This window comes from Roseovarius roseus, from assembly GCF_043355935.2.
Taxonomy (GTDB): Bacteria; Pseudomonadota; Alphaproteobacteria; order Rhodobacterales; family Rhodobacteraceae; genus Roseovarius; species Roseovarius roseus.
Genome location: NZ_JBHFPE020000003.1, coordinates 263,609 through 286,114, shown reverse-complemented (window position 1 = coordinate 286,114; position 22,506 = coordinate 263,609). Strand labels below are relative to the sequence as shown.

25 protein-coding genes and 1 pseudogene are annotated in these 22,506 nt (G+C 62.7%); 17 read left to right on the top strand and 9 right to left on the bottom strand.

Features of this window, described 5'->3' with window-relative positions; translation table 11 throughout:
- Positions 1 to 127: 127 nt before the first annotated feature.
- The 7 genes and pseudogenes from ACEWPL_RS07710 to ACEWPL_RS07680 form a co-directional block, all read left to right on the top strand.
- Positions 128 to 601 carry an Lrp/AsnC family transcriptional regulator gene (locus ACEWPL_RS07710; RefSeq protein WP_393933361.1) on the top strand — a complete coding sequence of 158 codons (474 nt, stop codon included), beginning with the start codon at positions 128 to 130 and terminating at the stop codon, positions 599 to 601.
- Between the two features lie 121 nt (positions 602 to 722).
- Positions 723 to 2,093 carry an aspartate aminotransferase family protein gene (locus ACEWPL_RS07705; protein WP_393933125.1) on the top strand — a complete coding sequence of 457 codons (1,371 nt, stop codon included), beginning with the start codon at positions 723 to 725 and terminating at the stop codon, positions 2,091 to 2,093.
- A gap of 228 nt (positions 2,094 to 2,321) precedes the next feature.
- Positions 2,322 to 3,422, top strand: coding sequence for an ABC transporter ATP-binding protein (locus tag ACEWPL_RS07700; protein ID WP_393933123.1), 1,101 nt, complete (start codon positions 2,322 to 2,324; stop codon positions 3,420 to 3,422).
- A 109-nt stretch (positions 3,423 to 3,531) separates the two neighbouring features.
- A complete protein-coding gene (locus tag ACEWPL_RS07695) occupies positions 3,532 to 4,629 on the top strand; it encodes an extracellular solute-binding protein (protein WP_393933121.1) in 1,098 nt (365 codons plus the stop codon).
- Between the two features lie 96 nt (positions 4,630 to 4,725).
- The gene (locus ACEWPL_RS07690; RefSeq protein WP_393933119.1) at positions 4,726 to 5,013 is read left to right on the top strand and encodes a DUF1330 domain-containing protein; all 288 of its coding nucleotides are present in this window, start codon (positions 4,726 to 4,728) and stop codon (positions 5,011 to 5,013) included.
- A 1-nt stretch (position 5,014) separates the two neighbouring features.
- Positions 5,015 to 6,754, top strand: a complete 1,740-nt coding sequence (locus ACEWPL_RS07685) for an ABC transporter permease (protein WP_393933117.1) — start codon at positions 5,015 to 5,017, stop codon at positions 6,752 to 6,754.
- A 12-nt stretch (positions 6,755 to 6,766) separates the two neighbouring features.
- Positions 6,767 to 7,645: pseudogene (locus ACEWPL_RS07680) on the top strand (ABC transporter permease); the annotation flags it as partial.
- A gap of 52 nt (positions 7,646 to 7,697) precedes the next feature.
- Here ACEWPL_RS07680 and ACEWPL_RS07675 read toward each other — a convergent pair.
- A complete protein-coding gene (locus tag ACEWPL_RS07675) occupies positions 7,698 to 8,564 on the bottom strand; it encodes a branched-chain amino acid aminotransferase (RefSeq protein ID WP_393933115.1) in 867 nt (288 codons plus the stop codon).
- A gap of 158 nt (positions 8,565 to 8,722) precedes the next feature.
- On the opposite strand from ACEWPL_RS07675, the gene ACEWPL_RS07670 reads away from it, so the two are divergent.
- The 4 genes from ACEWPL_RS07670 to leuC are packed head-to-tail and all read left to right on the top strand — an operon-like array spanning position 8,723 to position 11,634.
- Positions 8,723 to 9,220, top strand: a complete 498-nt coding sequence (locus ACEWPL_RS07670; protein WP_393933113.1) for a MarR family winged helix-turn-helix transcriptional regulator — start codon at positions 8,723 to 8,725, stop codon at positions 9,218 to 9,220.
- Entirely contained in the window at positions 9,217 to 9,918 is a 702-nt protein-coding gene (locus ACEWPL_RS07665) for a response regulator (RefSeq protein ID WP_393933111.1), read from the top strand. Before ACEWPL_RS07670 ends, ACEWPL_RS07665 begins: the two co-directional genes overlap by 4 nt.
- Before the next feature lie 10 nt (positions 9,919 to 9,928).
- Positions 9,929 to 10,174, top strand: a complete 246-nt coding sequence (locus ACEWPL_RS07660; protein WP_393933109.1) for a hypothetical protein — start codon at positions 9,929 to 9,931, stop codon at positions 10,172 to 10,174.
- A 56-nt stretch (positions 10,175 to 10,230) separates the two neighbouring features.
- The gene (gene leuC / locus ACEWPL_RS07655; RefSeq protein ID WP_393933107.1) at positions 10,231 to 11,634 is read left to right on the top strand and encodes a 3-isopropylmalate dehydratase large subunit; all 1,404 of its coding nucleotides are present in this window, start codon (positions 10,231 to 10,233) and stop codon (positions 11,632 to 11,634) included.
- A 17-nt stretch (positions 11,635 to 11,651) separates the two neighbouring features.
- On the opposite strand, the gene ACEWPL_RS07650 is transcribed toward leuC, so the two are convergent.
- Positions 11,652 to 11,864: a hypervirulence associated TUDOR domain-containing protein gene (locus tag ACEWPL_RS07650; protein WP_393933105.1), complete on the bottom strand. Its 213-nt coding sequence runs from the start codon at positions 11,862 to 11,864 to the stop codon at positions 11,652 to 11,654.
- An 87-nt stretch (positions 11,865 to 11,951) separates the two neighbouring features.
- On the opposite strand from ACEWPL_RS07650, the gene leuD reads away from it, so the two are divergent.
- From leuD to ACEWPL_RS07635, 3 genes are all read left to right on the top strand, one after another.
- Positions 11,952 to 12,557 carry a 3-isopropylmalate dehydratase small subunit gene (leuD, locus tag ACEWPL_RS07645; RefSeq protein WP_393933103.1) on the top strand — a complete coding sequence of 202 codons (606 nt, stop codon included), beginning with the start codon at positions 11,952 to 11,954 and terminating at the stop codon, positions 12,555 to 12,557.
- A 314-nt stretch (positions 12,558 to 12,871) separates the two neighbouring features.
- Positions 12,872 to 13,708: a hypothetical protein gene (locus ACEWPL_RS07640; RefSeq protein WP_393933101.1), complete on the top strand. Its 837-nt coding sequence runs from the start codon at positions 12,872 to 12,874 to the stop codon at positions 13,706 to 13,708.
- A 59-nt stretch (positions 13,709 to 13,767) separates the two neighbouring features.
- Positions 13,768 to 14,745 carry an endonuclease/exonuclease/phosphatase family protein gene (locus ACEWPL_RS07635; protein ID WP_393933099.1) on the top strand — a complete coding sequence of 326 codons (978 nt, stop codon included), beginning with the start codon at positions 13,768 to 13,770 and terminating at the stop codon, positions 14,743 to 14,745.
- On the opposite strand, the gene hemF is transcribed toward ACEWPL_RS07635, so the two are convergent.
- From hemF to ACEWPL_RS07605, 6 genes are all read right to left on the bottom strand, one after another.
- Entirely contained in the window at positions 14,742 to 15,632 is an 891-nt protein-coding gene (gene hemF, locus ACEWPL_RS07630; RefSeq protein WP_393933097.1) for an oxygen-dependent coproporphyrinogen oxidase, read from the bottom strand. The two genes, ACEWPL_RS07635 and hemF, sit on opposite strands and share 4 nt — an antisense overlap.
- Positions 15,633 to 15,651: 19 nt before the next feature.
- Positions 15,652 to 16,452, bottom strand: coding sequence for an SDR family NAD(P)-dependent oxidoreductase (locus ACEWPL_RS07625; protein ID WP_393933095.1), 801 nt, complete (start codon positions 16,450 to 16,452; stop codon positions 15,652 to 15,654).
- 30 nt (positions 16,453 to 16,482) lie between these two features.
- On the bottom strand, positions 16,483 to 17,478 hold the full coding sequence (locus ACEWPL_RS07620; protein WP_393933093.1) for a class I SAM-dependent methyltransferase: 996 nt from the start codon (positions 17,476 to 17,478) through the stop codon (positions 16,483 to 16,485).
- Between the two features lie 5 nt (positions 17,479 to 17,483).
- Positions 17,484 to 17,819 (bottom strand): ATP-dependent Clp protease adapter ClpS, encoded by a 336-nt coding sequence (gene clpS / locus ACEWPL_RS07615; protein WP_393933359.1) that lies wholly within the window; start codon positions 17,817 to 17,819, stop codon positions 17,484 to 17,486.
- Positions 17,820 to 17,955: 136 nt separating this feature from the next.
- Positions 17,956 to 19,014: a cell division protein ZapE gene (gene zapE, locus ACEWPL_RS07610; RefSeq protein WP_393933091.1), complete on the bottom strand. Its 1,059-nt coding sequence runs from the start codon at positions 19,012 to 19,014 to the stop codon at positions 17,956 to 17,958.
- A 40-nt stretch (positions 19,015 to 19,054) separates the two neighbouring features.
- Positions 19,055 to 19,498, bottom strand: coding sequence for an Lrp/AsnC family transcriptional regulator (locus tag ACEWPL_RS07605; protein ID WP_393933089.1), 444 nt, complete (start codon positions 19,496 to 19,498; stop codon positions 19,055 to 19,057).
- Between the two features lie 82 nt (positions 19,499 to 19,580).
- Here ACEWPL_RS07605 and ACEWPL_RS07600 point away from each other — a divergent pair, with 82 nt between their 5' ends.
- The 3 genes from ACEWPL_RS07600 to ACEWPL_RS07590 are packed head-to-tail and all read left to right on the top strand — an operon-like array spanning position 19,581 to position 21,845.
- Complete coding sequence (locus tag ACEWPL_RS07600; protein ID WP_393933087.1) at positions 19,581 to 20,183, top strand: LysE family translocator; 603 nt, start codon at positions 19,581 to 19,583, stop codon at positions 20,181 to 20,183.
- Positions 20,184 to 20,194: 11 nt separating this feature from the next.
- A complete protein-coding gene (locus ACEWPL_RS07595; protein ID WP_393933085.1) occupies positions 20,195 to 20,827 on the top strand; it encodes a hypothetical protein in 633 nt (210 codons plus the stop codon).
- Positions 20,828 to 20,882: 55 nt separating this feature from the next.
- The gene (locus ACEWPL_RS07590; RefSeq protein WP_393933083.1) at positions 20,883 to 21,845 is read left to right on the top strand and encodes an acetyl-CoA carboxylase carboxyltransferase subunit alpha; all 963 of its coding nucleotides are present in this window, start codon (positions 20,883 to 20,885) and stop codon (positions 21,843 to 21,845) included.
- Here the strand turns inward: ACEWPL_RS07590 and ACEWPL_RS07585 are convergent.
- A complete protein-coding gene (locus tag ACEWPL_RS07585) occupies positions 21,842 to 22,489 on the bottom strand; it encodes a GntR family transcriptional regulator (RefSeq protein WP_393933081.1) in 648 nt (215 codons plus the stop codon). The two genes, ACEWPL_RS07590 and ACEWPL_RS07585, sit on opposite strands and share 4 nt — an antisense overlap.
- Between the last annotated feature and the right edge of the window lie 17 nt (positions 22,490 to 22,506).

Sequence of the window (22,506 nt, the reverse complement as noted above, 5' to 3'; positions counted from 1 at the left end):
CTTTCATGTGATCGCTTGCGCCGCGCATCTCATGCGCTTTTGCGCGATTGCGCAAGGGGTGCGTTGACGGCGCCGTCTGCTGCGCCCAAAGCTGACCCATGACCTTTCCTCTGCGAGCCCCCTCATGATCCGCCTCGACGCCCGCGATCTGGACATCCTGCGCGCATTGGCGGGCAATGGCCGCATGACCAACGCCGATCTGGCCGCCGCTGTCGGCCTCTCGGCCAGTCCGTGTTGGGAGCGGGTGCGCAAACTGCAGGAGGCCGGCGTGATCGAGGGAATCCATGCGCGCATCGCCCTCAAGAAGCTGGGCCCGCATGTCTCGGTCTTTGTCACGGCCGAACTGACAGGCCACACCGCCGCCGATTTCCGCCGCTTCGAGGCGGCGATGGCGGGATATGAACAAGTGACGGGCTGCTGGGCGCTGGGCGGCGGGTATGATTATCTGCTGCATATCGTGGCCCGCGATATCGAAGGATATCAGGCGCTTCTGGACGATATGCTGGAGGCCGGGATCGGGCTGGCGCGGTATTTCACCTATGTCGTCACCAAGACGGTCAAGGATAGTCCGGTGCCGCCATTTGGAGCGTTGCTGAGTTAACAGCAGAAGAATCTTCTGTGGGAGCCGAGGATTTCGGTTACACAACCTGCATCCTTTCAGGCATTTTGCGCCGCAAGACGCGGATGCGAGTCCGCGCGTTCATTTCATCAGGAGACCCCGAATGCTCAGAAACGATCAGCTGGCCGAATGGGACCGCGAGAATTTCTTTCACCCCTCGACGCATCTGGCGCAATTCGCGCGCGGCGAGATGCAGAGCCGCATCATCACCGGCGCTAAGGGCTGCCATATCGAGGACCGCGAGGGGAACAAGCACCTTGATGCCTTTGCTGGCCTTTATTGTGTGAACGTCGGCTATGGCCGCACCGAGATTGCCGAGGCGATTGCGAAACAGGCGCATGAACTGGCCTATTACCATGCCTATGTCGGCCACGGCACCGAGGCCAGCATCACTTTGGCCAAGATGGTGCTGGACCGGTCGCCGGATCACATGTCCAAGGTCTATTTTGGCCTCTCGGGCAGTGACGCGAACGAGACCAACATCAAGCTGCTGTGGTATTACAACAATATCCTCGGTCGCCCGCAGAAGAAGAAGATCATCTCGCGCTGGCGCGGCTATCACGGCTCGGGGCTTATGACAGGCTCGCTGACGGGGCTGGAGCTGTTTCACAAGAAGTTCGATCTGCCGCTGGAGCAGGTGATCCATACCGAAGCGCCCTATTACTTCCGCCGCGAGGATCAGAACCAGACCGAGGCGCAGTTCGTGCAGCATTGCGTCGACAAGCTGGAAGAGCTGATCGCCCAGCATGGCGCCGACACCATCGCCGGCTTCATCGGTGAGCCTGTTCTGGGCACCGGTGGACTTGTGCCGCCGCCCGCAGGCTACTGGGAGGCGATCCAGACCGTTCTGGACAAGCACGATATCCTGCTGATCGCCGACGAGGTCGTCACCGGCTTTGGCCGCACGGGGAGCATGATGGGGTCGGACCACTACGGCATGAAGCCCGATCTGATGACCATCGCCAAGGGCCTGACCAGTGCCTATGCGCCCCTTTCGGGCAGCATCGTGTCGGACCGCATGTGGAAAGTGCTGGAGCAGGGGACGGACGAGAACGGCCCAATCGGTCATGGCTGGACCTATTCGGCCCACCCCATCGGGGCGGCGGCTGGCGTGGCCAACCTCAAGCTGCTGGATGAGCTTGGCCTCATCGAGAACAACCGCGAGACGGGCGCCTATCTGAATGCCGCGATGAAGGACGCGCTGGGCGAGCATCCCCATGTGGGCGATATTCGCGGCGAAGGCATGATGTGCGCGGTCGAGTTCGTCAAGGATCGCGGCACGCGCACATTCTTTGACGCCAGTGAGAAGGTGGGCGCGACTGTCACGGGCGCACTGGCCTCGCGCGGTGTCATTGGACGCGCCATGCCACAGGGCGATATCCTGGGCTTTGCACCGCCTTTCTGCCTCAGCCGCGCCGAGGCGGATGAGGTGGTCAGCAAGACGGCGCAGTCCGTGAAGGAAGTGCTGGGCTGACGCTGCGCATAGCTGGATCAGAATGGGCTAAGGGGCGCACCGGATGGCGGCGCCCCTTTTTTCTGAGCAGCGCGTTGCGGGTTGCCCAATTTCTGACCATGACAGGACGCGTGCCGCAAATCGCGGAAAAAGTGACGCATCACGGTTGCAATGGTGGACGATTGGCGGTTTAGTCTGCCTTCAACGCGGCAGTGATCGCGAATAACGATAAACAATGGGGAGACTCACTTGGCCGAGTCGCAGACCAGCGACGCGTTCGTTGAATTTGAACGCGTGCAAAAGAGCTATGATGGGGAAACGCTGGTCGTCAAGGACCTGAACCTGTCGATACCCAAAGGCGAATTTCTGACGATGCTGGGGCCCTCGGGCTCGGGAAAGACGACCTGCCTGATGATGCTGGCTGGGTTCGAAACGGCGACCCACGGCGATATTCGCCTTGCCGGTACCTCGATCAACAACATCCCGCCGCATAAGCGCGGTATCGGCATGGTGTTTCAGAACTACGCCCTTTTTCCGCATATGACGATTGCCGAGAACCTGTCCTTCCCGCTAGAAGTGCGCAAGATCGGCAAGGATGAGCGCGAGAAGAAGGTGAAGCGCGCCCTCGACATGGTCGAGATGGGCAAATTCGGCGGCCGCCGTCCCGCCCAGCTTTCGGGCGGTCAGCAGCAGCGCGTCGCGCTGGCCCGCGCACTGGTGTTCGAGCCCGAGCTGGTCCTGATGGACGAGCCCCTCGGCGCTTTGGACAAGCAGTTGCGCGAAAAGATGCAGTTCGAGATCACCGATCTGGCGCACAACCTCGGGATCACCACGGTCTACGTCACCCATGACCAGACCGAGGCGCTGACGATGTCGGACCGCGTTGCCGTGTTCGATGATGGCCGCATTCAGCAGATTGCCGCGCCCGATGTGCTGTATGAGCAGCCCGAGAACAGCTTTGTCGCGCAGTTCATCGGTGAGAACAACACGCTGCAGGGCGTCGTCAAGGAGATCAAGGGCGACACCGCGCTGGTCGAGTTGGATGATGGCGAGCTGATCGATTGCCACCCGGTCAACGTGACCAAGGTTGGTGAGCGCACGCAGGTCTCGATCCGCCCCGAGCGGGTGGAATTCGACAAAAAGCGCCTGCAAAAGGGTGTCCACACGCTGAAAGCAGAAGTGTTGGAATTCGTCTATATGGGCGACATTTTCCGCACGCGCCTGCGGGTTGCGGGCAGCGACGATTTCATCGTCAAGACCCGCAACGCCCCGGATCAGAAGCGCCTGCAGCCGGGCGAACAGCTGGAGATCGGCTGGCTGCCGCAAGATTGCCGCGCGCTGGATGCATGATTTCACGAATATCGCGGCCATAGCGGCCCGATGATCAGGGGGATCGGTGGTCAGGCCCGCGCCACCCCCTCAGCGAAAGCAAAGCGGGCCTCACTAGGGAGAAACAACAATGAAACTGACGAAAACACTTCTGGCCTCGACCGCGCTGACAGCCGTCGCAGGCATGGCAACCGCCGAAGTCAAAGAGCTGACGATCGTCAGCTGGGGCGGCGCTTACACCAACTCGCAGGTCAAGGCCTATCACGAGCCCTATACCGAGAAGACCGGCGTCCAGATCATCAACGATGACAGCTCGAACGAGGCCGTGGCCAAGCTGCGTGCGATGAACGAAGCCGACAACATCACCTGGGATGTGGTCGACGTCGTCGCGGCGGATGCCATCCGCCTGTGCGACGAAGGCCTGGCGATGGAGATCGACTTTAACGAGATGCTGGCCCCCGGCGATGACGGCTCTACCGCAGAAGACGATTTTGGCGATCTGCTAGTGTCGGACTGCTATGTCCCGACGATCGTCTATTCGACCACCTTCGGCTACCGCACCGATCTGGTCGGCGATACGCCCCCGGATGATGTCTGCGACGTCTTCGACCTCGAAGCCTATCCCGGCAAGCGTTCGCTGGAAAAGCGCCCGATCAACAACATGGAATGGGCCCTCCTTTGCGACGGCGTTGCCAAGGAAGACGTCTATGACGTGCTGGAGACCGATGAAGGTCAGCAGCAGGCGCTGGACAAGCTGGACACGATCCGTGACAGCGTGGTCTGGTGGTCGGCCGGTGCGGATACGCCCCAGCTTCTCGCCGATGGCGAGGTTGTCATGGGCTCGACCTACAATGGCCGTCTTTTCAGCCTGATCGAAGAGCAGGACCAGCCGGTCGCCATGCTGTGGGACGCCCAGGTGTTCGACATCGATGGCTTCATCATCCCCACCGGCCTCAGCGAAGAGCGTCAGGCGGCGGCGCTTGATTACCTCAAGTTCGCGACCGACACGCAGCGTCTGGCCGATCAGGCCGCCTATATCAGCTACGGCCCGGCACGCAAGTCGTCGGCCCCGCTGGTCGGCAAGCATGCCGAGCTGGGCATTGAGATGGCACCCCATATGCCGACCGATCCCGAGAACGCCAAGAACACTTTCCTCTACAACTACGAGTTCTGGGCCGACTACCGCGACGACATCGACGCCAAATTCCAGGCGTGGCTGGCACAATAAGCCAAGGGGCGAGGCTGGTTTGCCAGCCTCTCACCACCTCATAAAGTGCGGCCCGCATTGAACGGGCCGCACGCACCAGACAGGGACCACACAAGAATGCCCAAGGGCTATCTGATCGGACATATCACGGTGAACGATCCGCAGGCGTATCGCGAATACGTCGAGCGGGACACGCCAATCCTCGAGCGGCACGGCGGACGTTTCCTGGTTCGTGGCGGCCAGTCCGAAGTGCCAGAGGGCGAGACGTATCAGCGCCATGTGGTCATCGAATTTCCCAGCTACGCCGCCGCCCGGAACGCCTATGAAGACCCCGCCTACCAGGCGGTGGCCGACATTCGCAGGCGCACCGCCGACAGCGTGATTGTTTTGGTCGAAGGGGCCTGAAATGAGCGACGTAACAGATGCCACCACGGCAAAACGTGGCCCGACCCCGGATGACGGCCTGCGCATCGCCGACAGTGAAAAGAGCGGCCCGGTCCTTGCTGCCGACGGCACCCCGCTCAAGCGGAGCCTGTCGCGGGCGCTGCGGGTGCAGAAGATGCGGGCACTGGCCCTGATCGCGCCCCTGCTGATCTTTGTCCTGATCTCCTTCATCTTTCCCATCGGCGACATGCTGTTCCGCTCGGTCGAGAACCAGATCGTCGAGAATACGCTGCCCTACACGGTCGAAGAGCTGAACGAATGGGATGGCACCGGGGACGCGCTGCCCGGTGAGCCTGTGTTCCGCGCGATGTATTACGACCTCTTCCTTGCGGATGAGATGAAGCGTCACACCCGCCTCGGCTCGCGCCTGAATTACGAGGCGAGCGGGATGTCCTCGCTCTTCCGCCAGGCGGGCCGCAAGATGGATGATCCGGGCGACGATGCGCTTGACCTGCTGGAGGGCGTCGACCCTCGGTGGGGCGAGCGAGAGACGTATTATGGCCTCTTCAACGCCGCCGAGGGGGCCTCGGTTGATGACGACCTGCTGGCTTCGCAGAGAAAGCGGATCCGCCTTATGGCCGACGAAAAGCCTACGGGTGAGATCGATTTTGCCCCGTCTGCCGCGGTCTCGAACCTGCTGCCCACTGCTACGCGCGCCTATACCGCCTTCGCCGTGATCACCGGCATGGTCGAGAACAAGGAGGTCGCGTCCACCGCGCCGGTCGAGACAGTGTACCTTGCCCTGCTGGACGATGTCACCGCCCCCGAATTTCCAGAGCGTCTGGCCGCCTCTGCTTACAAAGGCCCTCAAAAAGAGGCGTTGAGCGCGCTGGCCAATGCTGGCCTGCCCGCGCCCGATTACCGCGCCATTTTCGAGGATATCGACGAGGATTGGGTGCTCCTGGAAACATGGCGCGTGATCCAGACGCATAGCGCGCCCTATACCGCGGGCTATTTCCTCAATGCCATCGACATGCAGAAAACGCCCGAGGGCATCGCGGTTCAGCCTGAGAACACGCGCGTCCTGATACAGCTCTTTATCCGCACGCTCTTCATGTCGCTGACCATCATGGGCGCTTGCATCCTTCTGGGCTATCCAGTGGCCTGGTTGCTGGCCAACCTGCCGATGCGGCAGGCGAACGTGCTGATGATCCTTGTGCTTCTGCCCTTCTGGACGTCGCTTCTGGTGCGTACCTCCGCCTGGAAAGTGATGCTTCAGCAACAGGGCGTCATCAACGACGTGCTGGTCTGGGCCGGCCTTGTCGCGGATGAGAACCGGCTGATCATGATCAACAACCAGTTCGGCACGATCATCGCGATGACGCATATCCTGCTGCCGTTCATGATCCTGCCGATGTATTCGGTCATGCAGACGATCAATCCCAGCTACCTGCGCGCCGCAAAATCACTGGGTGCGACCAACTGGACCGCCTTCTGGCGGGTCTATTTCCCGCAATCCATTCCGGGCATCGGCGCGGGCTCGATCCTCGTTTTCATCCTGTCGATCGGCTATTACATCACACCCGAGATCGTCGGCGGCACCAAGGGTGTCTTCATCTCCAACCGGATCGCCTACCATATTTCGTCCAGCCTCAACTGGGGCCTCGCGGCCGCGCTGGGCACCATCCTGCTGGCCGTCGTACTGCTGCTATACTGGTGCTATGACAAGATCGTCGGCATCGATAACGTGAAACTGGGGTAACGCGATATGAGCCTTCCTATCTACGCCACGTTCGGCCAACGCGTCTGGTACTACGCTTTCCGGGTGATTTGTGCGCTGATCTTCATCTTTCTGATCACGCCGATCCTGGTGGTCATCCCGCTGTCGTTCAACGCCGAGAACTTCTTCACCTTCACGCCCGAAATGCTCAGCTTCGATCCCGAGGGATATTCGCTCAAGCATTACCGAGATTTCTTTACCAACAACGAGTGGCAGCGCAGCTTCAAGAATTCGCTGATCATCGCGCCCATCGCCACGATCATCTCGGTCAGCCTCGGCACGCTGGCGGCCATCGGCCTCAGCCAATCCCACGTGCCCTTCCGCCGGGCGATCATGGCCATCCTGATCTCGCCGATGATCGTGCCGCTCATCATCTCGGCGACCGGCATGTTCTTCTTCTATTCGAAGATCGGCAATTTCATGGAGAACTCGATCGGTCTCGACAAGAACCTCGTTGGCTACATCAAGGTGATCCTCGCCCATGCTGTGCTGGGCATCCCCTTTGTCATCATCACGGTGACGGCAACGCTGGTCGGCTTTGACCGCTCGCTGACCCGAGCCGCTGCCAATATGGGCGCGAACCCGGTGACAACCTTCTTCCGCGTGCAGATGCCGCTGATCCTGCCGGGCGTCATCTCGGGCGGCCTTTTTGCCTTCATTACGTCATTCGACGAGGTGGTGGTCGTGCTTTTCGTCGGCTCTGCCTCGCAGAAAACCCTGCCGTGGCAAATGTTCACCGGCCTGCGCGAGCAGATTTCGCCCACCATCCTTGCGGTGGCGACGATCCTCGTCTGTATCTCCATCGCGCTTCTGACGACGGTCGAGCTGCTCAGGCGACGGTCCGAACGATTGCGCGGCATGTCGCCCGGATAACTGGAAAAGGGCGCCTCACCGAGGCGCCCTTTATCATTCGCGGTGGCGAAACTTAGCTCCGCACGAATTTCTCATAGGTCTCCGCGATATCCCGCGTCAGGGCGCCCACTTCGAAATGGTAGTCGCCGATCTGCCCCACCGGCGTCACCTCGGCGGCAGTCCCAGTCAGCCAGCACTGCTCGAAGCCCTCCATTTCGTCCGGCATGATATGGCGCTCATGCACCGCGATGCCCTTTTCCTTGAGCAGGCCGATCACCGTCTGGCGCGTCAGCCCGTTGAGAAAGCAGTCGGCCAGCGGCGTGTGCACTTCGCCATCCTTGACGAAGAAGATATTCGCGCCCGTCGCCTCGGCCACATAGCCGCGATAATCCATGAAGAGCGCGTCCGAGCATCCCTTGGCCTCTGCCGTGTGCTTGGACATGGTGCAGATCATGTAAAGGCCCGCGGCCTTGGCGTGGACCGGGATCGTCTCGGGGCTGGGGCGCTTCCATTTTGAGATGTCCAGCTTCGCACCCTTCATTTTGGCGTCGCCGTAATAGGCACCCCATTCCCAGGCCGCGATGGCCAGATGCACGGGGTTGCGCGCGCTGGCGACGCCCATGTCCGGGCCCGCGCCGCGCCATGCGATAGCGCGCACATAGGCATCCGTCAGCCCAGCTTCCTTCAGAACCTGCGCCTTGGCCGCTTCGATCTCGTCCACGGAATAGGGGATCTCGAAATCCAGCTCGCCGGCCGAGAAATGCAGCCGCTCAGAATGCTGGCGGCTCTTGAAGATCTTGCCGTTATACGCGCGCTCCCCCTCGAAGACCGAGCTGGCATAGTGCAGCGCATGGGTCAGGATATGGACTTTGGCATCGCGCCACTCGACCATTTTGCCATCCATCCAGATCGTGCCGTCGCGGTCGTCATAGCCAGTCATCACATGCCCTCCAAGGTGTTACTTTTCCATTTGTTGCGCGATATATGACCGGAGCGGACGTAAAATTGCGCAGAAACTGCGATTCGCTACCAGTTGAAACTTGGAAAGTCAACAAAGCTGACGTAAGTTAATCGCGGACCCAAAGGGAGGGTGGACCATTGGCAGAGGCGCAAGGCGGCGAGGCGCTGCTCTTTCTCACGGACGAGCAGTTGCAACAGGGCATCGAGGCAATGTTCTTTGCCTACCAGGGCTTCACGGCCGATCCCGACAGGATCCTCGGCACCATGGCCTATGGCCGCGCGCACCACCGCGCCATCCACTTCATCGCGCGCAAACCGGGCACGACAGTGACGAACCTCCTGAACATCCTTGGCGTGACCAAGCAGTCGCTGAACCGCGTCCTGCGCACGTTGGTCGATGACGGGCTGGTCGCGAGCCGCGTCGGCAAGGTGGACAAGCGCGAGCGCAACCTGCACCTTACCCCCGAGGGCGCCGCGCTGGAGCGCCAGCTGAGCGATGCGCAACGTGCCCGGATGCGCGCCGCCTACCGCGCGGCGGGGCCGGGCGCAGTGGCAGGATTCAGGCAGGTGCTGGAGGCGATGATGGACCCTGACATGCGCCGCCGCTACCAAACCCTCAGAGAGGCGCAATCATGAGCGATCCTGCCCCCCATCTGCTGATCGTCGACGATGACGAGCGTATTCGCGGCCTTCTGCGCAAGTTCCTCGCACGGCACGGCTTCCTCGTCTCGGTCGCACGCGACGCGGCCCATGCCCGCCGGGTTCTCAGCGGGCTGGAGTTCGACCTGATCGTGATGGACGTGATGATGCCGGGCGAAGACGGCGTGGCACTGACCCGCGCCCTGCGCGAGACGCTGTCAACGCCCATCCTTCTCCTGACCGCGCGCGGCGAGACGAATGACCGGATCAGCGGGCTCGAGGCCGGCGCCGATGACTACCTCGCCAAGCCGTTCGAGCCCAAGGAACTGCTCCTGCGCATCAATGCCATCTTGCGCCGCATGCCCGAACCGGAGGCCGACGGCACCCAGCCAAAGATCCTGACACTGGGCCCCGTTCGCTATGACATTGAGCGCGCGGAACTGACCAAAAGTGGAGATCTGATCCGCCTGACGGCGACGGAATCCCAACTCATGCGCATCTTTTCCCAAAGCCTGCGACAGCCCGTGACCCGTGCCAAGCTGGTCGAGGATCTGGGCCGCGATCGAGGACAAGCGCAAGAGCGCGCCATCGATGTCCAGATCACCCGGCTGCGGCGCAAGATTGAAGCAGATCCGAAACAGCCCCGCTACCTGCAGACGGTGCGCGGCGAAGGCTATATGCTGGCGCCTGACTGAGTCTGCGGATTTGGGTATTTTTCCCAACAAAAACCTGGGCGCCGCTCCTCTTATTCTTCTTGCTCAAAATATCCTCGCCGAAGACCCAAAATCTCTTTTGGTGCCCGGCATCACCTTCGCGCCATCGGCGCACTTGCGGGATGAGGGCGCAGGTAGTATTCCCGAGGCCATGAAAAAGATTATCGACATGGACGATCGCTCGCGCCTGCCCTGGCGGTTCTTTGGCGCGTCCTTGTCCGTGCTCGCGCACCTATGACGGGCTGTTGCCTGCTCACGACCTGATACAATCTGATATATTACGGGAGAGGACCCATGTCCCCCAAGACGCTCTATGACAAGATCTGGGATGCGCACCTCGTGCACGAGGCCGAGGATGGCACATCGCTGATCTATATCGACCGCCACCTCGTTCACGAGGTGACAAGCCCGCAAGCCTTCGAAGGTCTGCGCATGACGAACCGCACCGTGCGTGCGCCGGACAAGACGATCGCCGTGCCGGATCACAATGTGCCGACGACACTCGATCGAGCCAAGGGGATCGAAAATCCCGAGAGCAAGATCCAGGTCGAGGCGCTGGACAAGAACGCCGCCGATTTTGGTATTCATTACTATCCCGTCTCTGATGTGCGCCAAGGCATCGTGCATATCGTCGGCCCCGAGCAGGGCTGGACGCTGCCCGGCATGACCGTCGTCTGCGGCGACAGCCACACTGCGACGCATGGCGCCTTCGGCGCGCTGGCACATGGCATCGGAACGTCCGAGGTCGAGCATGTTCTGGCCACGCAGACGCTGATCCAGCGCCGGGCCAAGAACATGAAGGTCGAGATCACCGGCAAGCTGAGTCCGGGCGTTACGGCCAAGGACATCACCCTCAGCGTGATCGGCGAGACGGGCACGGCAGGCGGCACCGGCTATGTGATCGAGTATTGCGGCGAGGCGATCCGTGATCTGTCGATGGAAGGCCGCATGACCGTCTGCAACATGGCCATCGAGGGCGGCGCGCGCGCCGGTCTGATCGCGCCGGACGAAAAGACGTATCAGTATTGCATGGGCCGCCCCCATGCGCCCAAGGGCGCCGAGTGGGAGGCCGCGCTGGCTTGGTGGAAGACGCTTTATTCCGATGACGACGCGCATTGGGACAAGGTCGTGACGCTCAAGGGCGAGGACATCGCGCCGGTCGTGACCTGGGGCACCAGCCCCGAGGACGTGCTGCCGATCACCGCCAAGGTGCCCAGCCCGACCGATTTCGCCGGAGGCAAGGTCGATGCGGCCAAGCGGGCGCTGGAATACATGGGCCTCAAGGCGGGCACGCCGCTCAGCGAGGTCGAGATCGACACCGTCTTTATCGGCTCCTGCACCAATGGCCGGATCGAGGATCTGCGCGCTGCCGCGGCCATCCTGAAGGGCAAGAAGATCAAGGACGGTCTGCGCGCCATGATCGTGCCCGGCTCGGGCCTCGTGCGGGCGCAGGCCGAGGAAGAGGGGCTGGCGGATATCTTCAAGGAGGCCGGTTTCGAGTGGCGCCTTGCGGGCTGCTCGATGTGCCTCGCGATGAACCCCGATCAGCTCTCACCGGGCGAGCGCTGCGCTGCCACGTCGAACCGGAATTTCGAGGGCCGTCAGGGACGCGGCGGTCGCACGCATCTGATGTCGCCCGCGATGGCGGCGGCGGCGGCGATCACGGGCCGGCTGACCGATGTGCGCGAGATGATGTGATGGCTCGCGGCGCGCCGTCAGGATTTGCGCAGCTCGCTGTGCGATTTCAGAACCTCGTCCCCGTCATCCTGCTGGATGCGGTAGGCAGGCTCATCCTGGCTCGCGTCGCGCGTCACCTCGGAGCCCTTGATCTTGAGCGTGATCTTTTGCGTGTAGACCTTGGTGACTTCGCCGGTGCCGGTGCCATTGCCCCAATCCCATTCGACACTCGTGCCTTCGCTATATGACATGATGTTCCCTCTCTTGGCGTTCCGCATGTGAACGTCCGCCGCCACGACCGGGTTCCGGCACGGCGGCCCCTGAACAAGGACAAACCGATGGAAAAGTTCACCAAGATCAGCGGCATCGCCGCACCCATGCCGATGATCAACATCGACACTGACATGATCATTCCCAAGCAGTTTCTCAAGACGATCAAGCGCTCGGGCCTGGGCGTGAACCTCTTTGACGAGATGCGCTATGACGATGATGGCAACGAGATCCCCGATTTCGTGCTGAACAAGCCGGCGTATCGCGAGGCAGAGATCCTTGTCGCAGGTGACAACTTCGGCTGCGGCTCGTCCCGCGAGCATGCGCCCTGGGCGATCAAGGATTTCGGCATCCGCTGCGTCATCGCGCCGAGTTTCGCCGACATCTTTTACAACAACTGCTTCAAGAACGGCATCCTGCCCATCGCCCTGCCGCAAGAACAGGTCGACGTCCTGATGGCCGAGGCGCAGAAGGGCGCCAATGCCCGGATCGAGGTGGATCTCGAGGCGCAGACGGTTACGACATCTGAAGGTGACGCCATTGCCTTCGAGATCGATGCGTTCAAGAAGCATTGCCTTCTCGAGGGTCTCGACGATATCGGCCTGACCATGGAAAAGGCCGCCTCGATCGACAGTTTCGAGGCCAAGGCAAGCGCGGCGCGCCCTTGGGTTTGACGCGATAAATTATGAACGGCCCGCGATCTGCGCGGGCCGTCTTTCCGGCCCTTGTGGCCAGATTTTTCATGCCACCTACATGTTGTGGCATGCTCATTCCCTGCCAGTGCTGACCCTGTAGATTGATGCAATCGCGCATCACTACATTAACGCATCGCGCCAAGCGTGCGAAAAGACGGCGCAATTTCTTGAGCGCCACTCGGAAACAAGGCAAGATCAAGGCGTAATTGAGGCATACCGCCATAAAAAGCGGATCAAGTTGGGATAACGTCGCGGCATCGAATCGCGTCAGGCCAAGTTGAAGGGATCGGGCAGTGGTTTCACATGTCGCAGGCGCGGCTCTGCGCGCCTTATTGGTGGCTGTACTCATCGCCCTGCCGTCGCTGATGGTGGATCAGGGCGCACAAGAGGCGAGTCAGATTATACTGCTCATCGCGCTTGTCGCGGGGCTGCTTGTCTTTGCCGAGTATTCGGCGCATTCGCCCAGCATCCTCGAATTCCGGTTCGCGGCACCCTATAACCGTATCAAGTTCATTGCCCTGGCCATCGTCATCGTCATGCTGTCCGCTATCGCGCGGGCTGGGGGCGATGCCGGTTCGCTGGTTCTGCTTTTCACGGAATTTGGTCGGATCGTCGGCACGTCCGTCGATTTTCCCTACTCGCCCGTCCGGCAGATAATGCTCTTGGTGCCTACCGATGCACCTGTCGCAGTGATGGATTTCGCTCGCATCGCCGCCGGGCTGAGCTATGGCGCCTCGCTGCTGATCCTGGGTCTTTTTGTGCTGATCGTTCGCGTCTCTGGCTGGCCGGTGCGGCGTGGAGCCTTCAACGTCTGGATGAATTTGCCGCTCTTCGATCCCACGCGCGGCGGAGATGTCGTGCAAAAGCTTCAGCGTGAAGCCGGCATTAACCTTTCGTTAGGCATCGTTCTGCCATTCTTGCTCCCAGTGATCGTGGCGGTAATGCAGGGCTTTTTTACCGCAAGCTCTGTTTTGCATCCGCATACCTTGATCTGGATGATCGTTGGATGGGCCTTTCTTCCTGCCAGTCTGGTGATGCGCGGCATCGCGATGCTCCGCGTGGCCGAGCTGATTTCGGCCAAGCGGCGTCGCGCTTATGCGCAAGCCGAGGATTCGTTGCAGGTGGTCTGATTGCCCTCTGCATTGTCTGGCTGGCGCTGACGGCCCCGGCCTGGGGCGGCAGTCTGCGCGTGGCGAGCTATAATACGGATCTGTCCCGGGACGGTCCGGGCCTGCTCTTGCGGGACATCCTGCGCGGCGACGATCAGGCGGAGGCCGTTGCCGAGATGATCGCCAAGGCCGGTGCCGATGTCATCCTGTTGCAGAATGTCGATTATGACATGGACCTGCTGGCGCTGACGGCGCTGCGCGATCTGATCGGACGGGCTGGGCTGACCTATTCCGAGGTTTTCGCGCTCCGGCCCAATACTGGGATTCCGACGGGTCTCGACCTAGACAGGGACGGGCGGCTGGGTGAGCCCGAGGATGCCCAGGGACATGGCGAATTTTCGGGGCAGGGCGGTATGGCGATTCTGTCGCGCTGGCCCATCGACCGGCCGGCTGTAGAGGACCTGAGCGGGCTTCTGTGGCGCGACATGCCCCAAGCGATGCTGCCGCAAACCGGCGGCGCGCCCTATTTCAGCGACGGCGCGCTGGATGTGCTGCGTCTGGCGGATGTGGCGCATTGGGCGGTGCCGATCCTGCATCCGGGCGGCCCGGTGACTGTCCTTGCCTTTCACGCCAGCCCCCCGGTCTTTGACGGCCCCGAGGATCGCAATGGGCGGCGCAACCATGATCAGCTTCGCTTCTGGCGGCACTATCTGGACGGCAGGTTTGGCCCTGCGCCGGATCGGCGCTTTGTCCTGATGGGCCATGCCAATCAAGATCCCGACCGAAGCGAGGGGATAAAGGAGGGGATCGCAGGTTTGCTGGCTGATCCACGTCTTCAGGATGTGCGGCCCCTGCGGCCCGACGGCACGCCGCCCGAGGCGACGGTGCACTGGCCGCGCCTGACCCCGCCGGATCTGCGGGTCAGTTATGTGCTGCCGTCACGCGATTGGCAGGTCGCTGGGTCCGGCATTCTCTGGCCGCTATCCGGCCCCGAGGCTGAGCGGGCAGCGCTGGCCAGCCGTCACCGCATCGTGTGGGTGGATCTGGTCGCCGACTAGACCCACTTGGCCATGGGTGGCAGCGACATCAGCACCGCATTGGCGTCATGGCCCGTGGCAAGGCCGAATTTCGTCCCTCGGTCATAAACCAGATTGTACTCGGCATAGAGGCCGCGATGCACCAGCTGCGCGTCCTTGTCGGCATCGCTCCAGTCCTGCACGCGGCGCTTTTCGATTAGGGGGAGGAAGGCGGGCAGAAAGGCGCGCCCGATATCCTGCGTCAGCGCGAAATCCGCCTCCCAATCGCCCGAGTTCTGATCATCCATAAAGATGCCGCCGACGCCGCGCGCGCGGCCCCGGTGCGGGATGTAGAAATATTCATCCGCCCACGCCTTGAGCCGCGGATAGAGGTCCGATCCATGCGGGTCCAGATGCGCGCGCTGTTGGTTGTGGAAATGGTCGGTATCCTCGGGATATTCGATGCAGGGGTTCAGATCGGAGCCGCCGCCGAACCACCAGGCGTGCGGGGTCCAGAACATCCGGGTATTCATGTGAACCGCCGGGCAATGCGGGTTCTGCATATGGGCGACAAGGCTGATCCCGCTGGCCCAGAAGCTGGGATCTCTCTCCATTCCCGGCACACCGCGCGCGGCCATCGCCTTTTGTGCGCCCTCGCCCAATTGGCCGTAAACCTCCGAGACGTTCACGCCCACCTTCTCGAAGACGCGGCCCCCGCGCATCACGCTCATCAGCCCGCCGCCCGCGTCGCTGCCATCCTCGGCGCTGCGCTTCGTTTCGCTGACCTCAAACCGGCCGGGCGCGGCGCCGCTCAGGGGGCCCAGAGCGTGGCTGTCCTCCAGCCCCTCGAAGGCTTCGACGATCTCGTCCCGCAAGCTGCGAAACCATTCGGCGGCGCGGCGCTTTTTACTGGTGAAATCGTCGGTCATGGGTGTCCCTCTCGGATGGTCAGTGGGCAGGTGCCGAGACCGGATCGACCAGCGACCGGCCCCCGTCCAGCGTGACGATCTGGCCGGTCATGAAGCCCGCGCCATCACTGGCAAGGAACTGCACCGCCTCGACCAACTCGCTGCAGGCGGCGATCCGGCCCAGCGGCGTGTGTTCTTCGATATCGCTGCGGTAATCGCCGTGATCCTTGAGCGTTTCCTGCAAGGACCGGCTCATCACCGACCCGAAGGCAAGCGCGTTGACGCGAATCCTGTGCGGCGCCAGCGTTATGGCCATCGAGCGCGTCATCTGATCGATGGCGGCCGAGGATATGCCATAGGCCAGCAGATCGGGATGCGCGCGGCAGGTCGCGATGGATGACAGGTTGATGATCACGCCGCCAGCAGGGTCTTCCTCGCCCTCGGACTGCTTGATCATGCGTTTGGCCACGAGCTGACTAAGGCGCAGCGCGGTGATGAGGTTCTGCTCCAGCAGCAGCTCGACGGCGTCGTCGTCGGGGTTCAGCGGATCGGACGTGACCACCTGCCGCGAGGCGTTGACCAGAATATCGACCGAGTCGAACGCGTCGATCGTGGCCGAGAGCAGATTGGCAAGGGTCAGCTTCTCGCGCAGATCGCCCGCGAAATAGCGGATGGGGCCGTCATCCTCGAGATTGCCCAACTGTTCGATCAGGGCCTCTTCGTCCATATCTGCGAACATGACATTCGCGCCCTTGTCGGCCAAGTGCCGGCCAATAGCGAGGCCGATGCCGTTGGCCCCGCCCGTGACGATGGCCGTCTTTCCGGAGATCGAAAATGACATTGTGAAACTGTCCTTGTGAGGGGTGTGCGGCTAGCGCTTCTTGCGCATGGGGCGGCGGGCGTGCAGCAGCTTGAACCGTGTGTCGCCTCCCGGCGCTTCGGAGACATCGGCAAAGAGGCCTGCGAGGGTCTGTTCATAGGGCAGATGGCGATTGGCGACCATCCACAGCTGGCCAGAGGGTTTCAGCATTTCGGCCGCCGCGGCGATAAAGCCACGTCCCAAGGCGGGATCGGCCTTGCGCGCGGTGTGAAAGGGGGGGTTCATCAAAACCGTATCGGCGCCCGTTTCGGGGCGCCAGCGCAGCGCATCCTCCCAGTGAAAGCGCGCGCGGGGATCGGCCACGTTGATACGGGCGCAGCCCAATGCGGCGTGGTCGGCTTCGACGACGTCGATCAGCTTGATGCTCTCGCGCTCCAGCGCGCGGTGGGTAAGGTATCCCCAGCCTGCGCCCAAATCGATCACATGTGCGCCCAGCGTGTCAGGCAACGCGTCAGCCAGCGCACGGGAAGCCGGATCGATCCCGTCGGCGGAAAAGACGCCTGGCGCGGTGACATAGCCCTCTTCGATCTCGCTTGGCTCGCCCGCCCGCCAGCCGGCCAGTTCGGGCGCGGGGTCCATCCAGAAGAGCTTGCCATGCGCCTTGTTGATCGGGCCGGACACGCCATCGGCCTGTTTGCGGCACGCCTTCATGGCCGATTCGATTCCATCGGTCTTCATGCCATCGACGATCACCGGACCATCGGTCACATCTGCGGCCTGCGCGATCAGGGCGCGGGCGCGGTCCTTGGCGCGGGGCAGGCAGACCAGCGAGGCGCCATAACGTCCCTCGGGCGCGGTATTGCAGGTATAGCCCAGCGCGGCAAAGTGATCGCTGTCAGGCTTGGTGCCGGTGATAACGTGACAGAGGCCCTGCGGCAGGTCCGACAGATCGCTATCGGGGGTGGGCGCGAAGACCGCGATGCGCGCGCCGTCTGGCAGGGACAGGCCGCCGCCCTGCAGCGCCAGTGACAATCGGATGCCTGTCATGATGTTTATTCCCGTTCCATCGTGCATTGCAGGGGATGCTGGTGCTTGCGCGCGAAATCCATGACCTGCGCCACCTTGGTTTCCGCAATCTCGTGGCTGTAGACGCCGACAACGGCCACACCCTTCTTGTGAACGGTCAGCATGATCTCAAAGGACTGCGCGCTGCTGAGGCCAAAGAAACGCTCAAGCACCGCAACCACGAATTCCATCGGCGTGTAGTCATCATTCAGCAGCAACACCTTGTAGAGCGGCGGGCGCTTGGTCTTGGGCCGCGTGGCGACCACGACCGAGCTGTCGGTGCTGTCATCGTCGTCGGCCATTGTCCATTGCTGCGATGTCATGAGGTCCATACGGTCCATGTGTCTGCTGCGCTCATCGATAGGGCGGGTCGTGTAACTCAGGCCGTCTATATAGCCTTTGGCGCAAATTTTGAAAGGGGGTGGCGGCGACTGGCGGTTGCCATGGTTCGGCCCCGCCTCAGGCCGCGCCCCAGCCCTCGGACTGCATCTCGCGCAGGCGGCTGGCGGTGCGCTCGAACTCGAAACTGCCCTCGCCTTCGACATAGAGATATTCGGGCGTTGCCGCGGCCGAGCAGATCAGGCGCACCTTCGCCTCGTAAAGCGCGTCGATCAGCGTGACAAAGCGTTTTGCCTCGTTGAAGTTCTGGCGGCTGAGCAGGGGGATATCCTCCAGCACCAGAACGCGGGCGGCCTCGGCCAGCGCAAGGTAGTCGGCCGCGCCCAGCGCGCGCCCGCAAAGGTGATAGAACGTGGCCCGCGCGACGCCGTTGTGAAAGGCGGGGATGTCCAGCTCGCGTTTCTGCACGGTCAGGGTATGCGGCTGCGCCTTGCCTTCAGTCAGGTTCTGCCAGACCTCCTCGATCTTGGCGCGCGCCTCGGCGTTGTTGGGAGTGAAGTAGGTGGGGCTGCCGGCGATGCGGTCCTGCCGGTAATCATTGGGCGATGTCAGCTCATGCACCACCATGCGCTCCTTGATCAGGCCGATAAAGGGCAAAAAGAGTTGGCGGTTCAGCCCGTTCTTGTAGAGATCATCGGGCACGCGGTTGGATGTGGTCACCACCACGACGCCCGCATCGAAAAGCGCCTGAAAGAGCCGCCCCACGATCATCGCATCGGTGATGTCGGTGATCTGCATCTCGTCGAAGGCCAGAAGGCGGACATCCTGCGCCACCTTTTCCGCCACCGGGGCCACCGCGTCCTCCTTGCCTTCCTGCCGCGCCGCATGGATGCCAGCGTGGATTTCCTGCATGAAGGCGTGAAAATGCACCCGGCGGTTCGGCACCTCCAATGAGCTGGCGAACATGTCCATCAGCATGGATTTGCCGCGCCCGACGCCGCCCCACATATAGAGGCCCTTGGGTGGCTCGGGCGCCTTGCGAAACCAGCCCTTGGACTGCGGCTCGGCCAAGGCGGCGCGGATGCGCTCGAACTCGGGCAGGACGCGCTCCTGCGCCGGATCGGCAGTCAGCGCGCCGGAATTGACCTTGTCGGCGTAGATGTCGGGCATTGTTTTCATGGGCAGGGACATACCCCGCGGCCAGCGCATTGGGAAGCCATCAGGCGCGCGCATCCTTGGGCGAGCCCATCACGACATAGGAGGTGATGGCATTGACCTGCGGCAGTACGCCGATGACGTCGGTGTGAAAGGTCTTGTAGCTGGGCAGGTCGGCCACCTCGATCCGCAACAGATATTCGACCGAGCCGGTGATGTTGTGGCATTCGACCACTTCGGGCGCGGCGGACATGGCACGCTCGAACGCCTCCTGGCTGGCCTTGGTGTGACTGTTGAGACCGACCGTGGCATAGGCGACGAAGCCGACGCCCATCGCGCTGCGGTTCAGCACCGCGCGATAGCCCGCGATGACGCCGCGCCGCTCCAGATCCTGTACGCGGCGCAGGCAGGCGCTGGGCGACAGGCCGCAGCGCTCGGCCAGCTGAATGTTGCTGATCCGGCCATCTCGTTCCAATTCTTGCAATATGCGCTCGTTGATCTTGTCCATGACGCTGGATAGTTGCAGAAGTTTCGGCTTTGTGCAAACAAACGCAATTACATTGCACTCGTTCCTGCATAAAGTTGCGCGCATGACATTGGATATTCTCATGGCGCTGGTCGCCTTTTGCTTTGTCGGGGTGATCACCCCCGGCCCGAACAACCTGATGCTGATGGCCTCGGGGGCCAATTTCGGTTTTCGCCGGACGGTCCCGCATATGGTCGGTATCGGGGTCGGCATGCCGGTGCTGACCCTGCTGGTAGGCGTCGGCATCATTCGCGTGTTCGAGGCGTTTCCCATCGTGCAGACCGTGCTGACGGTGATCAGTGTCGCCTATCTGCTGTTTCTGGCGTGGAAGATCGCCAATGCCGCCCCGCCCCGGCAGGCCGGCGCGGAGGAGGCGGGCAAGCCGCTGACCTTCCTGCAGGCCGCCGCCTTTCAGTGGGTCAACCCCAAGGCATGGTTCATGGCGCTGTCGGCCATCACGCTCTATGCGGGCGGTCGCGAGCCTTCGGCGATCCTGTGGGTCGCGGGGGCCTATTGCGCGGTTTCGTCCATCAGCACGACCAGCTGGACCGCGCTGGGCCAGCAGATGCGCCGGTTTCTCGGCACGCCGGGGCGGCTGCGCGCGTTCAACTGGACGATGGCCGCGCTTCTGGTGGCGACGTTGATACCCGTGCTGATGCCTCAGTAGAGAGAGCCCGTATGCCGCTGACCTTGCTGCACACCGCCGAGGTGCACCGCGCCACGTTCGACGCCATCGCGGCGCGGATCGCGCCAGGTGTCTTGTTGCACCACGTCGTCCGGCCCGATTGGCTGGCGCGGGCGCAGGGCGGGATCGAGGCGCCTCTTGAGGCTGAAATTGCCGAGGCGCTTAGTGCCGCCCATGGGCCCGTCCTGTGCAGTTGCACCACGCTTGGCCCGGTTGCGGGCGCGCTGGGCGCGATCCGCATCGACGCGCCGATGATGGACGAGGCCGCGCGCATTGCCGAGGAGACGGGTGGAGATATCGTTATGGCCTATTGTCTGCAGAGCACGCTGACCCCGTCGGCGGCCCTTCTGGACGCGGCGCTGGAGGCGCGCGGGCACAGGGCGAAGGTGCATGCGCTGTCGCTTGCCCAGTTCTGGCCGCTGTTCGAGGCGGGTCAGATCGCGCCGTTTCACGCCGTCATCGCCTCGGGCATTCGCGAAAACATGGCATCTGCGCCGAGGGCGGCCTGCGTGGTGCTGGCGCAGGCGTCGATGGCCGGGGCCGCGCCGCTGCTGCCCGGCCTCGGCCTTCCGGTGCTGACCTCGCCCGAGACGGCGCTGCGCGCGGCGCTGGACATGGCAAGCTGATTGCATTTCGCACAGTGGCCAGCCATATAACGCAGGCACCAAGCGGAGCCGCGCAATGACCCAGTATCTCGACTTTGAAAAACCCCTCGCCGAAATCGAAGGCAAGGCCGAAGAGCTCAGGGCGATGGCCCGCGCCGGTGAGGGCGTCGATGTCGAGGAAGAGGCCGCCGCGCTGGACAAGAAGGCCGCCAACATGCTGCGCGACCTCTACAAGGATCTGACGCCCTGGCGCAAATGCCAGGTCGCGCGCCACCCCGAGCGGCCTCATTGCACGGACTACATCAAGGCGCTGTTTACCGAATACACGCCCTTGGCCGGGGATCGCAATTTTGCCGATGACCATGCCGTCATGGGCGGCCTCGCGCGGCTGGATGACCGCCCCGTCATGGTGATCGGCCACGAGAAGGGCAATGACACCAAATCCCGGATCGAGCGGAATTTCGGCATGGCCCGCCCTGAGGGGTATCGCAAGGCGATCCGCCTGATGGAGATGGCGCACAAGTTCGACCTGCCGGTTATCACGCTGGTCGACACGCCAGGCGCCTATCCCGGCAAGGGCGCCGAAGAGCGCGGCCAGTCCGAGGCGATCGCCCGCGCGACCGAGAAATGCCTGCAAATCGGTGTGCCGCTGGTCAGCGTCGTCATCGGCGAGGGCGGATCGGGCGGGGCCGTCGCCTTTGCCAGCGCCAATCGCGTCGCGATGTTGGAGCATTCCGTCTACTCGGTCATTTCGCCCGAGGGCTGCGCGTCGATCCTGTGGAAGGATGCCGAGAAGATGCGCGAGGCCGCCGAGGCGCTGCGCCTGACCGCGCAGGACCTCATCAAGCTGGGCGTCGCCGACCGCCTGATCGACGAGCCGATGGGCGGCGCGCATCGCAATCCCAAGCAGGCGATGGAAAATGTCCGCGCCGCGCTAGGCGAGATGCTGAAAGAGCTGGACGGCAAGAGCCCGAAAGCGCTGGTGCAGGACCGCCGCCAGAAATACCTGAACATGGGAAGCAAGGGGCTGGCGGCCTAACCCGCCAGCATTCTCAGCCCTTGCGTCACGTCCGAGCGCACGGCAAGGCGCAGCGCAGGCTCGTCCCCCGCCTTCAGCGCGCCGATAATGAGGCGGTGATAGGGGGGCGGTTCCTTCTGGCGCAGTTTACCGTAGAGTTTGCGCATGGTCGGCCCCAGTTGCAGCCAGACCGTCTCGGCCATTGCCAGCATCGCGGGCGCCTGTGCGCGCAGGTATAGCGTGCGGTGAAATTCCAGATTGCGGCGGATATAGGCGACGGCATCGTGACGGGCGATATCCTCGGCAATCGCGCCGTTGATCGTGGTCAGGCGGTCGATCAGAGCAATATGCGCGCGAGGCAGGGCGCGGCTCGCCAGCTCGACCTCCAGAAGCGAGCGGAGCGCTGCCAACTCCTCGATTCGGTCATTGCTGAGTTCGGGGGTCGACACGCGGCCCGATTGGCTGAGCGTCAGCGCGCCTTCGGCGACAAGACGGCGCAGCGCTTCGCGGGCGGGGGTCATCGAGACATCGAACTCCTTGCCGATGCCGCGTAATGTCAGCGCCTGCCCCGGTGGGATCTGCCCGTGCATGATGCGCGTGCGCAGCCCGCGATAGACGCGGTCATGGGCGGCGGGAACGGGATCGGGACGAGGATTCATAAACATGAATCACTTGTGATCAC